This is a genomic window from Streptococcus macedonicus ACA-DC 198, assembly GCA_000283635.1.
Classification (GTDB): Bacteria; Bacillota; Bacilli; order Lactobacillales; family Streptococcaceae; genus Streptococcus; species Streptococcus macedonicus.
On the sequence record HE613569.1, the window covers coordinates 2051407 to 2064912 of the forward strand.

Consider the following 13506-nt stretch of genomic DNA (forward strand, 5'->3'; position numbering starts at 1 on the left):
CATATCAAGACAATATCAGTCCTCATCTAAAAAACTATTGAAAACTTCTTCAATCATATCCCACTCAGCATCTGAATCTTCAGGAATTGGTTGAAGGTCTCCTTCAGTTCCATCTTCATTTTCAGTAAATGAGTAAGCTTGAATTTCAATTTGTCCTTGTTCATCTTCTTCAGCACCCGCTGGTACCAAGAGAACGTAGTTTTTACCAAATTCTTCACGACCATCAATAGTCAAAAGAATTTCAAAAAGTGTTTCATTACCTTGTTCATCTACAAGTGTAATAACTTCATGTTCGTGATCATGATTATGATCGTGATTATGGTTATGTGCCATAAAGTTTCTCCTTTAATGAATTAATGATTAGATTAAAACATTCTATCTAAATAATTTTGCAAAATAAGCTGTGCAGCCAGTTTATCAATAACTTTCTTACGTTTTCCACGGCTAATATCAGCTTGTTCAACCAGCATTCGCTCTGCTTGGACAGTTGTCAAACGTTCATCTTGATAATCAACAGGAATATTGAAAAGTTTGTTGATTTTATCGCCGTATACTTTACTAGCTTCCACGCGAGGGCCTTCTGTATTATTCATATTTTTAGGCAAACCAACAACAAACTTATCAACCTTATACTGTTTAACTAACTCTCCAAGTCGTTCAAAACCAAATTCGCCAGCTTCTTCATCAATTCTGATAATTTCTACGCCCTGTGCTGTAAAGCCTAGCGGATCACTGATAGCAACGCCAACTGTTTTTGAGCCAACGTCTAGTCCCATGATTCTCATTTCAAGTCAATTCCATTTCCTTTGAGATAGTAGCGGACAAGCTCTTCAACAATTTCATCTCGTTCGTATTTACGAATTTGATTTCTGGCATCATTGTAACGAGGAACATAAGCAGGGTCCCCACTTAAGACATAACCAACAATCTGATTGATTGGATTATACCCTTTTTCATCGAGAGAACGATACACAGTTGTTAAGGTTTCACTAATTTCTTTCTTGTTGCTATCGTCTAAATTAAAGCGTACAGTTTCATCTGTAAATCCCATACTTACACCTTCTTTCTAAAATAGCTGTCACCATTCATTATAGCTTATTCACAAAGATTTCACAAGAATCTGACTTTATTTCACCAAAGTTTATTTTCATTTTCAAATCCTTCGTTTCAATTGTCCCATTAAGCAACCTTTGCTCCCCATACCTCAACTATCACCGAACTTTTTACTATCTTTATAAAAATAAAAAAGAGCAAAGCACTCGTTTTTTCCACGCGCAATCAACTACTATAACCTTTAAAAATTCTTTGGTTCTAACAATCCACGCTAAGGAAAATATTAAAAAAGCTCCAAAACGGAGCTTTTAGATATTTATTACAGTGCTGCACGAAGGCGAGCTTCTGCATTTTCCACATTACGAATGGAACGTGGCAAGAAAGCACGAATATCATCTTCTTTGTACCCTACTTGAAGGCGTTTATCGTCAATCAAAATTGGGCTCTTCAAAATACGCGGATTTTCTTGAATAAGGTCAATAACCTCGCTCAGACTTAAATCCTCAATATCGCAATCAAGTGCTTTTGCGTAACGGTTTTTAGATGAAACGATACTTTCAATCCCGTTTTCAGTTTTAGTTAATATCGCTAAGATTTCTTCTCGTGTTAGTGGTTCTTTTCCTAAATTCTGTTCTTTATAAGGGAGCTGATGAGCGTTTAGCCATGTCTTGGCTTTCTTACAGCTTGTACAACTTGAAATTGTGTAAATTTTAATCATGTGCACTCTCACTTTCTATCCCATGATAGTTGTATTATAGCACACCAACCTTTACAAAAACATAGGACTTAAGACCTATTTTTTCAAAAAGTCAATTAAAAAGATTATTTTTTTCAATAAAAATCTAAAAAATCATTTGTAATTTTGAAAACGCTCCATTTATTTCTGAAAAAATCGAAAATTAACTCAAATATTTTCAACTTAGATTGACATTCTTACACAAGAAAACCCTGAGACAATTGTCCCAGAGTTTTAATGTTATTATGAATTATTCTTCGATTTCGATAGCATCATCTAAATCAAGAACAACCTCGTCAACATTATCATTAGTTGCTGCTGATTCTTCAACAATATCTGCTGCTTTCTCATCTTCGGTTTCTTCTACGAGACCGTAGTGAACACGTACTTTGTGGTCGATTTCATCAAAGACTTCTGGGTGTTCTGCCAAGTATTTCTTCGCATTTTCAGAACCTTGTCCGATTTTCTCACCGTTATACGAGAACCAAGCACCTGCTTTTTTGATGATGTCTAAGTCGCTAGCAATCTTAACAAGCTCACCCGTACGTGAAATTCCCTCACCATACATAATTTCAACTTCGGCTGTTTTAAATGGTGGCGCAACTTTGTTTTTAACCACTTTGATTTTAGTTTCTTTACCAACATTACTATCTTTTTGGTCACCAGAACCTTTGATTTGTGTGTTACCACGGACATCAAGACGAACTGACGCATAGAACTTAAGCGCGCGTCCACCAGGTGTTGTTTCTGGGTTACCAAACATCACACCAACTTTTTCACGCAACTGGTTGATGAAAATCGCAATTGTTTTTGTTTTGTTGATTGAAGCTGACAATTTACGCATTGCTTGACTCATCATACGAGCTTGCAAACCAACGTGACTATCACCAATGTCACCATCGATTTCGGCACGAGGTACAAGGGCAGCAACAGAATCGACAACGACGAGGTCAACAGCACCTGAGTCAATCAATTTTCCTGCAATTTCAAGACCTTGTTCCCCAGAGTCAGGTTGTGACAAGAGAAGCTCATCAATGTTAACACCAAGAGCCGCAGCATAAGCTGGATCAAGTGCGTGTTCGGCATCGATAAAGGCAGCAATTCCACATTCTTTTTGAGCTTGTGCTACCGCATGAAGCGCAACAGTTGTCTTACCAGAACTTTCAGGTCCATAGATTTCAATGATACGCCCTTTAGGATAACCACCTGCACCTAAAGCAATATCAAGAGCCAAGCTACCTGAACTCATGACTTGAACTTTTTGTTCAGCACGTTCACCAAGGCGCATAACAGCTCCCTTACCGAAATCTTTTTCAATTAATTTCAAGGCATCATCAAGCGCCTTTTTACGCTCATCACCAAATTTTTTAGTGATAGCTTCTGTTTTCTTTGTCTTCTTAGCCAAATTTTTCCCTTTCTGTTTGTTCGAGATACTAACTCTATTATACCAAATTTTAGCCTTGTAATAAAGCTTGACGTACTAAGTTGAAAGCATATAAAGTAGCAATATAACGGACGTCTGAACGGCTTCGTCCACCTAGAACAACACGAATAGAATGAACTTTTTCTCTAGTAGCAATACCAATAAAAACTGTTCCTGCTGGATGTCCTTCTAAGCTATTTGGTCCTGCAACACCTGTCAAACCGATACCAAAATCAGCATCTGTCAATAAACGTGATTGCTCTGCCATTTTTTCAGCTGTAAAGTGACTTACTACACCATGTTCTTGCAAATCTTCAAGAGGAATGTGAAGCATTTTTGATTTTTCTTCTATACTATACGTCACAAATCCGCCATTAAATACTGCAGATGACCCTGAAAAATCAGCGATACTAGATTGGAATAGCCCTGCAGTCAAACTTTCTGCCGCTGTAATGGTTTTGTGCTTTTCTTTCAACAACTCAAAAACAACACGCGCCATACTGTTATCATCACCATAGCCATAAAGTAACTGTTCAAGAAGAATACCATTTAATGTTTTTTTAGCTAGAATTTTATGCTCTAGAGCATCCAATTTCGCTTTTGCTGACGTCACATCATTTGCCTTGGTTGATAAACGAAGGGTCACCTCACCTGTTTTCGCATACGGAGCAATCGTTGGGTCTGTTTGATTATCAATCAAATCTGTCAAAACGGTCACTAACTGGCTTTCACCAATACCAAAGAAACGCAACACACGTGAATAAAGCTGCCTATGGCCTTCAGACAATAAAGGTACTAGAGAATCCAATACCATTGGTTTTAATTCACTCGGCGGTCCAGGGAGAACAACATAGGTCACGCCATTTACTTCTAGCACGCCACCAACAGCCAAACCAGTGCTATTTTGCAACGGTATTGACCCTTCAATCAGCTGTGCTTGACGTTCGTTATTAGCCGTTCTAGCAAACTGCGGACGTGTCGCAAAAAATTCGTCCAAACGCTTGTTAGCTTGTTCATCAAAGACTAAATCGCGTCCCAAATATTTTGCTAACGTTTGTTTTGTTAAATCGTCTTCTGTCGGACCAAGCCCTCCACATAAGACAACTAATTCACTTCGCTTGCTTGCTAAATTAATAACTGATAAAAGACGTTCTTCATTATCACCAACAGCTGTTTGAAAGAACACATCAATTCCTAACTTGGCAAATTCTTCCGATAAAAATTGAGCATTTGTATTTGTGATTTGTCCTGTTAGAATTTCTGTTCCCACAGCAATGATTTCAGCTTTCATGATTGCCACCTACTTATCTATTCGTAATTTAGTTTTATTCTATCAAAAAAAGCAACAAATTTGCTGCTTTTTGCTACAAAGCCAGATTTTAATGAGAAAATATTAGATTAATATGTTGTCAACTTACTTTGCTACTTTGTCAACCTAGGCTGTTTTCTTAACCATATTGTTTTCTTAACCATATAATGACTAGTAAAAACAAGAAAAGTAATGATGCCATAAAGTTGACTGCCATGACTTGTTCAACAGCAAATACTTTTACCATTAAGCTCAAAAGGCACAATAAACAAATACTTCCCAAGCGACTAATGGTCGATTTAAAGGAAACAAGAGACGAGATATTGTCAATTGACACCATTTTGTTGAAGTAATAATTTAAAATAAATTCAATGACATAAAAACAAAGATGAAAATAAAATAAGCTGGCAATAACACCCTGTCGTGGTTGCTTTCTTAACTCGATAAAACTATCTGTAATCTGCTGTTTTAAAACAGAAACATGGTTCTCTTCTAGTGTCGTATTTTTTAGATTTTCATTGAAAAAGAAAAACGTCACAAGAGTTGAAGCCACTAAAAAGGCAATACCTAAAAACATAAATATTGATACCAATGCTTAGATAGAGAACACCACCCAAACTACTTCCCAATAAAAGTCCGACAATTTCCAAACGATTATTGAGCGCTAGAAATTTTCGAAGGTCGTCCTCACGATGAGCCATTTTTAATTGATTAATAATGTAGGCATCAAGCGTTCCACTATCCAAGGCCGAAGCAATCCCATAGCAAAATCAAGCAGCAAAGATAAGGTAAAAATTGTTACTAAAAAGGACAAGCAAAAACATTTATAGTCTATCAAAAATAACTTTGATAGACTATAAATGTTTTTGCGGGAATAATTGTCTGCAATCAACCCACTTGGAAATTCAAATAAAACAATCGCAATGCTATAAGCTGATTGAACGATCAAAATCTGCAACAAACTTAACCCTTTTGACAATAAAATAACCGTTAAAATCAAGTGCGGCATGGAATAAGCCACCGTAACTAAAAAATTTGCCAAAAGGTAAACAAAAGTGTTCCTAGTAATACTTTTCATAACTCCCACCTACCCTCATCGTATAAATTTTTCTTTACAGAAGACTCTTATTTCCCGATGATGTCAAGATTTATTTGAAACTTTAAACTAAACCAAAAAAATAATCTTTTTGGCAGTTAGCACCACATTTACACCTGATTGACAACCATGTAAACCTCATCAATGCTTTTTCTTCCAATAGAGCTAAGTAACACCGACACCTAGGATTAACCCCATCCCCTCAAAAAAAATACCAATCGACCAGACTTCACGGTTAAAGCACCAAAAATGATTAAAACAAGGAGAATTAGTAGTATTAAAAAACATTTGACATAGTTTTCTTCTTTTTTCATCCATTTCACCTATAAAAGCTGACCAAATCACCAATGTTCAGCTTTCCTTTTATTGATATTGAGCTACGGCTGCTTTGATTTCAGCGATTGTTGCGGATTGGCTTGGGTCACTAGTGTCAAAAGTAATCGTACCCTCTTCAGTTGTCAAACTACCAACAACTGTAGACTCTGCGTCATCGGCCGAATCACCAATTACTGGTGCTTTACCAATAGGATTTGTCCCATCATCAATGACAACGATACGCTTATCGTCTGAAAAATCTTCAAACAAACAAAACTCATCTGGATTATCACCAGTGGCTCTAAAGTATTGAACAAATTCTCGAATAGTTGTATTACTAATCTGTGCCACCTCATCATCAACTGATGATTATTGTTCCACGACTGTATCTTTAGTATCAGCTGTCACAACCTTAGTTGGTTGAACCGAAGTTTGCCTTGTTGTCAAACCAGCACCAAATGCGCCTAATAAGGCAAAAGCTGAAAGTGATATAATAATATTCTTTCTCACCATATAAAACCTCCTTTAGTCTATCATACACCGAAAATAAAGTAAAATAACATTTTGTAGCGTTTAGTAACACAAATTTTTTAGGAGATTAGGATATGCGTTGGGATTTTGAAAAAGTTTATAAGGATATTCGGCAATCAAAAGGGTTAACATAGGAAGAAATTTGTGGTGACATGCTCGCCCGCTCTACTCTAGCTCGTATCGAAAGCGGTCAAGTTATCCCTAAATTTGATACTTTCATTTTTCTTCTCCAGTAAATCAACATGAGCTTGGAAGAATTTGAATACATTTACAACGTCTATCAGCCAAATGAACGTCAAAAATTATTAAATATCGCTAATAACAATCTATCAATTACCGACAACACCAAACTCTTATCTCTCAAACAACAATGTCAAGAATATCTTCAAACACACCATGACATACCGATTCAACAACTTCTTGACAGACTAACTGTTACTATCCACGTAAGAGAATTTGGTGGCGAATCAAAAGATACTACCTTTCAAGAAACAACTCAGAAAATTTGGCATTACCTTGAAAAACAAAACACTTGGTATCAGAATGATTTCAAATTACTATTAACAATTCTTTACCATTTTCCACTAGAGACTCTGAAAACAATCACTCCCAAAATTTTAACTAACTTAGTCAAATACACCAACCTTTACAACATCAAGCCGTTGCAATTGACCTTGTTAACCAATCTCGCAAGCATTTATCTGGACAATCGTCAAACCAAAGAATGTGAAACATTTTATCTAGAAGCTCTCAAACTTGCTAAGGAATTAAAACGCTATGACCTTTTAGGAATTGCGCAAGTCCGCCTTGGCATTTGTCGTGATGATAATAGCTTAATTGATAAAGGAATGTCTCTACTGCACTTAACCGAAGAAGAAAAGATTTTTGAAAGCACTTGAAAAAGAAGTAGCAAAGCATAGGCAAATTTAAGCATATAAAAGCACTCCCCAACTGATAAGTTGAGGAGTGTTTCATGTGAAACAATAGCCAAAAAAGCTTTAAATTAAGCTTTCATCAACATTTTAAGGCTTGATTTGATGTATTGTTCTGCTGTTTCATTTGTTCCTTCAAATAACTTACGAATTTTCTTGAGCTCTGCAGCTTTATAGCCAAGGGCCAAAAGAGCTTCCATAGCTTCCTCAAGCTGCTCGTTTGTAACTGTTTTTGTCTGAGAAGCTTTACTATTTTCCACCGAAACATCGACAAATTTTCCTGCTAAATCCAAGACCATTTGTTGAGCTGTCTTTTTTCCAATTTTTGGAAATTTCATCAAATACTTGATATCACTAGTGTCAATCGCATTGACAAGCCCTTCATTATCATCAACCGCAATAATCGCTAGCGCAGTTGTCGGACCAATCCCAGAAACTGAAATCAAGTTAAGAAAAACAGCTTTTTCATCTTCTGTGTGAAAACCAAATAACAATTGCACATCTTCACGAATGACTTGGTGTAAATAAATCTGAACCTCTTGGTTGACAAGGTCTGAAAAACTGTATGGGTTAGCAACGTTGACGATATAGCCCAGCCCTCCAGCCTCGACAACAATGTATTTGGCGGTAATTTTAGTTAATTTTCCTTTGATATAATCATACATCTTAGTATTTTCCTAACTCTCTTAAACTTGTGTGATTTTCTTGAATACGGCGGAACATTTTTTCCATGTCAGCTTTGGTAAAGTTGACAAGAACTGGACGTCCATGTGGACAGTTATAAGGATTCTTACATTGTGATAACTGAACCAAAAGATGTCGGGCGGAATAATCATCAAGAATGTGATTCGCTTTGATTGAGCGTTTGCATGACATCATGATTGCCAATTCTGCACGATATTTCTTCACCGATACTTCATTTGTCAACAACAGCATATCACACATCTCATAAACAGCCGTCTCAATTTCCTCTTCTTTCATCCAAATTGGGTGTTCACGGAGAATAAAAGTGTTGTTTCCATATGGTTCTAGATAAATATCAACTTGATTTAACAGCTCCATTTTTTCTTGCAACTTAATAAAATCAGCTCCAGAAAACTCAAAAAGGTATGGCATGAGAAGCTGCTGTAAAGAGCTGTCAACGTCGCCGATTTTCTCACGATAATATTCATATTTAACACGTTCTTGAGCAGCGTGTTGGTCAATGATATAAAGCCCACCATTTCCCTGTGCAAAAAGATACGTTCCGTGCATTTGTCCGAAATAATCTAATTCTGGGAAAGTTGATGACTCCTCATTATCAAGGCTTTCAATCATATTATTGATTTTTGTCTTGTTTTTAAAATCGAGATTATCATGTTCATCATCTTGACTATCTACTTCGGAACGCTGCGCATATTTCACTGATGTTTGTTGTTTGTCAACTTCCTTGACAGAGTTGTCAACCTCATTGAATAACTGTACTGGTTGCTCTTCAACCGTATCTGACTTGACAAAGAAATCACGACGTTCTTTATCATAATAAAGATCTGTTTGTTTCAACGGCAGGCTCGTTTGCTCTGGTTTCGGAAGCCCACGTGTGCTTGATTTCGCCAGATTTTCTAGAGCATCAGGTATCAAATCTTGCTCACGCAGACTCTCTGCAATAGCAGAGCTGATTAAGCTCATCAGTTCTTTTTCCTTTGAGATACGAACTTCTTGCTTCGTTGGGTGAACATTGACATCAGCTAAATAAGGGTCGATTTGAATGTCGATAACAGCAATCGGAAAACGTCCCACCATCAATTTTGAACCATAACCGTCCAAAATCGCACGATTGAGCAAAAAGTTTTTAATATAACGACCGTTAATCAAAATCGTAATATAGTTTCGGTTCGCTCGTGTCAATTCTGGCAGACCAATGTAACCAGACACTTCAAAATCGAGGTCAGCATTCGAAATCTCAATCATTTTTTTAGCCGTATTAAGCCCATAAATACCAGCAATTGCTTGTCGCAAATCACCAGTGCCAGATGTTGTTGTCATTTGACGACCATCATTAATCAAGCTAAAAGCCACCTCTGGGTGCGCCAAGCTCAAACGATTCACCACATCAACAATATGAGCTAATTCGGATTGGAGACTTTTCATGTATTTAAGACGCGCTGGCGTATTATAAAAGAGATTTTCAACCATAATTTTGGTTCCAACGGGTGTAGAAATCGGTTCTTGTTTTTCAATTTCACCACCTTTGGCTACTAGCAATGTTCCATAATTTTCATCTGCCGTTGCTGTTTTGACTGTAAAATGACTAATGGAGGCAATTGACGGTATCGCTTCACCACGAAAACCTAATGTCCTTATACGGAAAAGGTCAGCTTGATTTTTAATTTTACTTGTGGCATGGCGGTGCAGACTTAACGCAACATCATCTTGAGTAATTCCTTCGCCATTATCTGTCACTTGAATTTTCTTTAAACCAGCTTCTTCAATTTCAATGGTGATTTGGCTGCTCCCTGCATCGATCGAATTTTCCACCAATTCTTTGACAACGCTAGCTGGTCGTTCAATAACTTCACCCGCCGCAATTTGGTTAGCCAAAACCTCTGGCAACTCAATAATTTTACTCATTATTTATTTATTAGCAAGCCTTTTAAAGGCAGCCTTATTCCTTTCATTCTTGCTTGTTTATCTTCTATTATAACACAAACTAAAAAGGCAATCTTCTTTAAGACTGCCTCTTATTGTTACAACATATTTTTTAATTCATAAATAACATTCATGGCTTGCATTGGTGTTAAATTCATCAAATCAACTTTTTTGAGTACTTCAATCACTTCTTGGTTAGATGAGTCATCAGCAAATAAACTTAGTTGCTCTGCCACTGGTTCTGCTACTTCAGATTTTACAGTAATTGGCTCAGCTTCTACCACAGGGGTCAATTGAAGCTGCGCAGCACCTGATTCTAAATTCGTCAAGATACTGTCCGCACGTTGTAATAATTCTTCTGGTAAACCAGCAATTTTTGCTACATGAATTCCGTAAGATTTGTCTGCTGGACCTTCTGCAATTTTATGAAGAAAAGTCACATCACCATTTTTCTCAAGGGTAGCAACGTGCACATTGACAAGATGCGTCAAGCTTGTTGACAAATCTGTCAACTCATGATAATGGGTTGCAAACATGGTCTTAGCACCGATATGGTTATGGATATATTCAATGATTGATTGCGCCAAAGCCATACCGTCATAGGTTGCTGTACCACGACCTAGCTCATCAAAAAGAATCAAGGATTGAGAACTTGAACGTTTGATAGCTTGATTAGCTTCCATCATTTCCACCATAAACGTTGACTGTCCTGAAATCAAATCATCAGCCGCACCAATACGCGTGAAAATCGCATCAAATACTGGTAAATTGACACTTTCAGCAGCTACATAAGACCCCATTTGAGCCATAATAACTGTCAAGGCAAGTTGACGCATATAAGTTGATTTACCACTCATATTTGGACCAGTAATCAGCTGAATGTTGATATCGGCATCAAACGTAATCGTATTAGGAATATATTCTTGCGTTCCCATAACTTTTTCAACAACCGCATGACGACCTTTTTCAATCTTAATTTCATGGTTATCGTTGAATGTTGGACGAACATAATGATTATTCTCTGCAACAACGGCTAAACTTTGTAAAACGTCAACGGTTGAAATCGCCTTAGCCAAGTCTTGCAAACGTGTAATGTAACGCTCAACTTGTCCACGAACGCGCATAAAAATATCATATTCTAAGCTTGCTGATTGCTCATGTGCCTCCAACATCTCACCTTCAATTTTAGCCAATTCTGCCGTTCCGAAACGCTCTGAATTTTTCAACGTTGCCTTGCGGAAGAAATAATCTGGCACTAGAGAGAGATTGGAATTTGTCACATGGAAATAGTATCCGTCTTTTTTATTATAATCAATTTTTAGATTGCTAATCCCACTTGCAGCACGTTCCTTAGCCTCAATTTCTGCAATCCAGCTAGTCCCCTCGCGCATAACCTTACGGTATTTATCCAAAGTCTCATCAAAGCCTGTACGGATAATGCTGCCTTCTGTGATAACAGCAGGGGCATCTGGGTCAATAGCTGAGCGAATCAGTGATTCTAGCTCTGGCAAAGTGTCAATGCTATTGACAAGCTTATCAAGGTGAGGGCTTTCAAACGATTCTAAAATTGCCTTAATTGTTGGCACTTGTGCCAAGGTATGACCGAGTTGTAATAAATCTTTTGGATTAGCTTTTCCAAACGACACACGACTCGCTAAACGTTCAATATCATAAACACCTTTGAGACTATCCGTTAAATCACTACGCTCAAAGAAATTATCTAGGAAAACTTGAACAATATTTTGGCGTTCCTCAATCTGTACTTGGTTCACCAAAGGGCGGTCAATCCAATTGCGCAATAGACGCATTCCCATAGCCGTTTTAGTTTCATCTAGTAACCAATAAAGGCTACCATGTTTTTTACTTGTTCGAGCATTTTCTAATAAATCCAGACTAGATTTTGTCGTGTAAGACATTTGCAAGTAATCTTTGATTTCATAATGAACCAATTTTTGCAAATGACTTAGCTCACGTTTTTGCGTTGTATGAACGTATTGTAGCAATTTCTCAGCTGCTGAAATTTCTAAGGCCGTTAAATCTGGGTCGATTAAATGTACATCTTCATAACGTTCTTGTTCAAACGATAAGAGTAAATTTAATTGTTTGACTAAGCTATGTTGCTCTGTTTCAGAAAGCTCATAGCCAACAACAATTTCACGCGCTTTAAGGTTCAGAATTTCACTCCTAAGACTTGAAAAATCAGAAAAACTTGTTGAGAAAAATTCACCTGTTGACACATCCATATAGGCTAGCCCAAACGTTTTGCCGTCAGAGTCAATAGCCACCAAGAAATTATTAGCATTATCTGGTTTAGAAGAATCAACCGCAGTCCCTGGTGTAATCACTTGAACAACTTCACGTTTAACCACACCAACGGCTTGTTTAGGGTCTTCCATTTGCTCTGCAATTGCCACCTTGTAACCCAATTCTACTAATACATCAATGTATTGTTGTGCAGAATGATAAGGGACACCTGCCATTGGAATTGGATTGTCAGCATTTTTATTACGACTAGTTAAGCTAATCTCTAAAATCTGTGCAGCCTTAACCGCATCATCATAAAATAATTCATAAAAGTCTCCCATGCGGAAAAGTAAAAAAGCATCTGGATAATCTTTTTTTACATCCAAATACTGTTGCATGCCTGGAGAAATTTTATCTTTTGTCATTATTAGTTAACTCCTCGTTAATTTTCGTTTCCAAGTTTTTCGTGATGTATTGAACCAAATCACTAGCATCTTGCATCTTGTTACGATAATCTTTGACAATCGGGAGATCCGATAAGTCTTTTTGTAGCTGGTCAGCTTGTTTTCCTGCTGCTTCTTCAGCCACTAACTTGTCAATCTTGTGATAAAGCACAGCCTCCTGCTGATAAGCTTTCATATCGTCAACAAGACTGTCAAGTTCTGGAAAAGTTTTGATTTTTTGTTCTACTTTTTGAAATTCTTGCACACTGTCGTGCTTTTGAATAGCTTGAACTAACTTGTCCACTGCTTGGTCGTACTTACTCATAAGCTCGTTGATAAGTCTCTTTCAAATGCTTGAGCTGTCTCTTCATCTTTACAGATAACAAGCAAAGTATCCGCACCTGCCACCGTTCCAAGAATCTCTGGAATGTCGCTACTATCAATCAAGTTTGCCAAAACATCTGCTTCACCAAGATTAGTATGAAGAACAAGCATGAACCCAGCACGAGCAACTTTCAAAATATATGAGCGGATATTAGCACCAAAAGTTGTCTCTGATATTTCTGATAAACTATAATAAAGCTTACCTGATGAATCACGTAATTTCAAAAGACCAATCTCACGAAGGTCACGTGACAAGGTTGCTTGAGTGACACTAATCCCTTCTTCTTGCAAATGACGCTTGATTTCTTCTTGTGTTCCAATATGACCTGATTGAATCAAACGTTTGATTCGATTTTGACGTTCTATTTTATTCATATAACTTTCCCTTTGTGTATATTTATCCTCAAAATTA

16 protein-coding genes are annotated in these 13506 nt (G+C 37.2%); 1 reads left to right on the forward strand and 15 read right to left on the reverse strand.

Translation table 11 applies throughout. From position 1 onward, the window contains the following. Positions 1–15: 15 nt before the first annotated feature. The 10 genes from SMA_RS10130 to SMA_RS12300 all read right to left on the reverse strand — a co-directional run bounded on the left by SMA_RS10130 (position 16) and on the right by SMA_RS12300 (position 6445). A complete protein-coding gene (locus SMA_RS10130; protein ID WP_006531413.1) occupies positions 16–333 on the reverse strand; it encodes a DUF1292 domain-containing protein in 318 nt (105 codons plus the stop codon). A gap of 32 nt (positions 334–365) precedes the next feature. Beyond that, on the reverse strand, positions 366–785 hold the full coding sequence (ruvX, locus tag SMA_RS10135) for a Holliday junction resolvase RuvX (protein WP_006531414.1): 420 nt from the start codon (positions 783–785) through the stop codon (positions 366–368). After that, complete coding sequence (locus SMA_RS10140; protein ID WP_003066890.1) at positions 782–1051, reverse strand: IreB family regulatory phosphoprotein; 270 nt, start codon at positions 1049–1051, stop codon at positions 782–784. Before SMA_RS10140 ends, ruvX begins: the two co-directional genes overlap by 4 nt. A 321-nt stretch (positions 1052–1372) precedes the next feature. Then, positions 1373–1771 carry a transcriptional regulator Spx gene (gene spx, locus SMA_RS10145; protein WP_009855164.1) on the reverse strand — a complete coding sequence of 133 codons (399 nt, stop codon included), beginning with the start codon at positions 1769–1771 and terminating at the stop codon, positions 1373–1375. A gap of 268 nt (positions 1772–2039) precedes the next feature. After that, a complete protein-coding gene (gene recA, locus SMA_RS10150) occupies positions 2040–3194 on the reverse strand; it encodes a recombinase RecA (protein WP_014295449.1) in 1155 nt (384 codons plus the stop codon). Positions 3195–3243: 49 nt separating this feature from the next. Then, the gene (locus SMA_RS10155; RefSeq protein ID WP_014295450.1) at positions 3244–4503 is read right to left on the reverse strand and encodes a competence/damage-inducible protein A; all 1260 of its coding nucleotides are present in this window, start codon (positions 4501–4503) and stop codon (positions 3244–3246) included. Between the two features lie 157 nt (positions 4504–4660). Further along, on the reverse strand, positions 4661–5098 hold the full coding sequence (locus SMA_RS12290) for a hypothetical protein (RefSeq protein WP_014295451.1): 438 nt from the start codon (positions 5096–5098) through the stop codon (positions 4661–4663). A 126-nt stretch (positions 5099–5224) separates the two neighbouring features. Then, entirely contained in the window at positions 5225–5599 is a 375-nt protein-coding gene (locus tag SMA_RS12295; RefSeq protein WP_014295453.1) for an MFS transporter, read from the reverse strand. 381 nt (positions 5600–5980) lie between these two features. Beyond that, complete coding sequence (locus tag SMA_RS10170; protein ID WP_014295454.1) at positions 5981–6283, reverse strand: hypothetical protein; 303 nt, start codon at positions 6281–6283, stop codon at positions 5981–5983. A gap of 18 nt (positions 6284–6301) precedes the next feature. Then, complete coding sequence (locus SMA_RS12300; RefSeq protein ID WP_014295455.1) at positions 6302–6445, reverse strand: hypothetical protein; 144 nt, start codon at positions 6443–6445, stop codon at positions 6302–6304. A gap of 260 nt (positions 6446–6705) precedes the next feature. Here SMA_RS12300 and SMA_RS10175 point away from each other — a divergent pair, with 260 nt between their 5' ends. Next, entirely contained in the window at positions 6706–7362 is a 657-nt protein-coding gene (locus tag SMA_RS10175; protein ID WP_014295456.1) for an Rgg family transcriptional regulator, read from the forward strand. 104 nt (positions 7363–7466) lie between these two features. On the opposite strand, the gene ruvA is transcribed toward SMA_RS10175, so the two are convergent. From ruvA to argR, 5 genes are all read right to left on the reverse strand, one after another. Next, positions 7467–8060: a Holliday junction branch migration protein RuvA gene (ruvA, locus tag SMA_RS10180; protein ID WP_014295457.1), complete on the reverse strand. Its 594-nt coding sequence runs from the start codon at positions 8058–8060 to the stop codon at positions 7467–7469. A gap of 1 nt (position 8061) precedes the next feature. Beyond that, positions 8062–10005 (reverse strand): DNA mismatch repair endonuclease MutL, encoded by a 1944-nt coding sequence (gene mutL, locus SMA_RS10185; protein ID WP_014295458.1) that lies wholly within the window; start codon positions 10003–10005, stop codon positions 8062–8064. 116 nt (positions 10006–10121) lie between these two features. Continuing rightward, positions 10122–12692, reverse strand: a complete 2571-nt coding sequence (gene mutS, locus SMA_RS10190) for a DNA mismatch repair protein MutS (RefSeq protein WP_014295459.1) — start codon at positions 12690–12692, stop codon at positions 10122–10124. After that, positions 12679–13035 carry a YlbF family regulator gene (locus SMA_RS10195; protein ID WP_003066927.1) on the reverse strand — a complete coding sequence of 119 codons (357 nt, stop codon included), beginning with the start codon at positions 13033–13035 and terminating at the stop codon, positions 12679–12681. The genes mutS and SMA_RS10195 overlap by 14 nt, the downstream gene beginning before the upstream one ends. After that, on the reverse strand, positions 13032–13469 hold the full coding sequence (gene argR, locus SMA_RS10200) for an arginine repressor (protein WP_014295460.1): 438 nt from the start codon (positions 13467–13469) through the stop codon (positions 13032–13034). The genes SMA_RS10195 and argR overlap by 4 nt, the downstream gene beginning before the upstream one ends. Between the last annotated feature and the right edge of the window lie 37 nt (positions 13470–13506).

Excerpts from the sequence above, each read along its gene's own strand:
- SMA_RS10130 (WP_006531413.1), bottom strand. The coding sequence starts at position 333 with ATGGCACATAACCATAATCACGATCATAATCATGATCACGAACATGAA.
- ruvX (WP_006531414.1), bottom strand. The coding sequence starts at position 785 with ATGAGAATCATGGGACTAGACGTTGGCTCAAAAACAGTTGGCGTTGCT.
- SMA_RS10140 (WP_003066890.1), bottom strand. The coding sequence starts at position 1,051 with ATGGGATTTACAGATGAAACTGTACGCTTTAATTTAGACGATAGCAAC.
- spx (WP_009855164.1), bottom strand. The coding sequence starts at position 1,771 with ATGATTAAAATTTACACAATTTCAAGTTGTACAAGCTGTAAGAAAGCC.
- SMA_RS10155 (WP_014295450.1), bottom strand. The coding sequence starts at position 4,503 with ATGAAAGCTGAAATCATTGCTGTGGGAACAGAAATTCTAACAGGACAA.
- SMA_RS12290 (WP_014295451.1), bottom strand. The coding sequence starts at position 5,098 with ATGTTTTTAGGTATTGCCTTTTTAGTGGCTTCAACTCTTGTGACGTTT.
- SMA_RS12295 (WP_014295453.1), bottom strand. The coding sequence starts at position 5,599 with ATGAAAAGTATTACTAGGAACACTTTTGTTTACCTTTTGGCAAATTTT.
- SMA_RS12300 (WP_014295455.1), bottom strand. The coding sequence starts at position 6,445 with ATGGTGAGAAAGAATATTATTATATCACTTTCAGCTTTTGCCTTATTA.
- SMA_RS10175 (WP_014295456.1), top strand. The coding sequence starts at position 6,706 with ATGAGCTTGGAAGAATTTGAATACATTTACAACGTCTATCAGCCAAAT.
- ruvA (WP_014295457.1), bottom strand. The coding sequence starts at position 8,060 with ATGTATGATTATATCAAAGGAAAATTAACTAAAATTACCGCCAAATAC.
- mutL (WP_014295458.1), bottom strand. The coding sequence starts at position 10,005 with ATGAGTAAAATTATTGAGTTGCCAGAGGTTTTGGCTAACCAAATTGCG.
- mutS (WP_014295459.1), bottom strand. The coding sequence starts at position 12,692 with ATGACAAAAGATAAAATTTCTCCAGGCATGCAACAGTATTTGGATGTA.
- SMA_RS10195 (WP_003066927.1), bottom strand. The coding sequence starts at position 13,035 with ATGAGTAAGTACGACCAAGCAGTGGACAAGTTAGTTCAAGCTATTCAA.
- argR (WP_014295460.1), bottom strand. The coding sequence starts at position 13,469 with ATGAATAAAATAGAACGTCAAAATCGAATCAAACGTTTGATTCAATCA.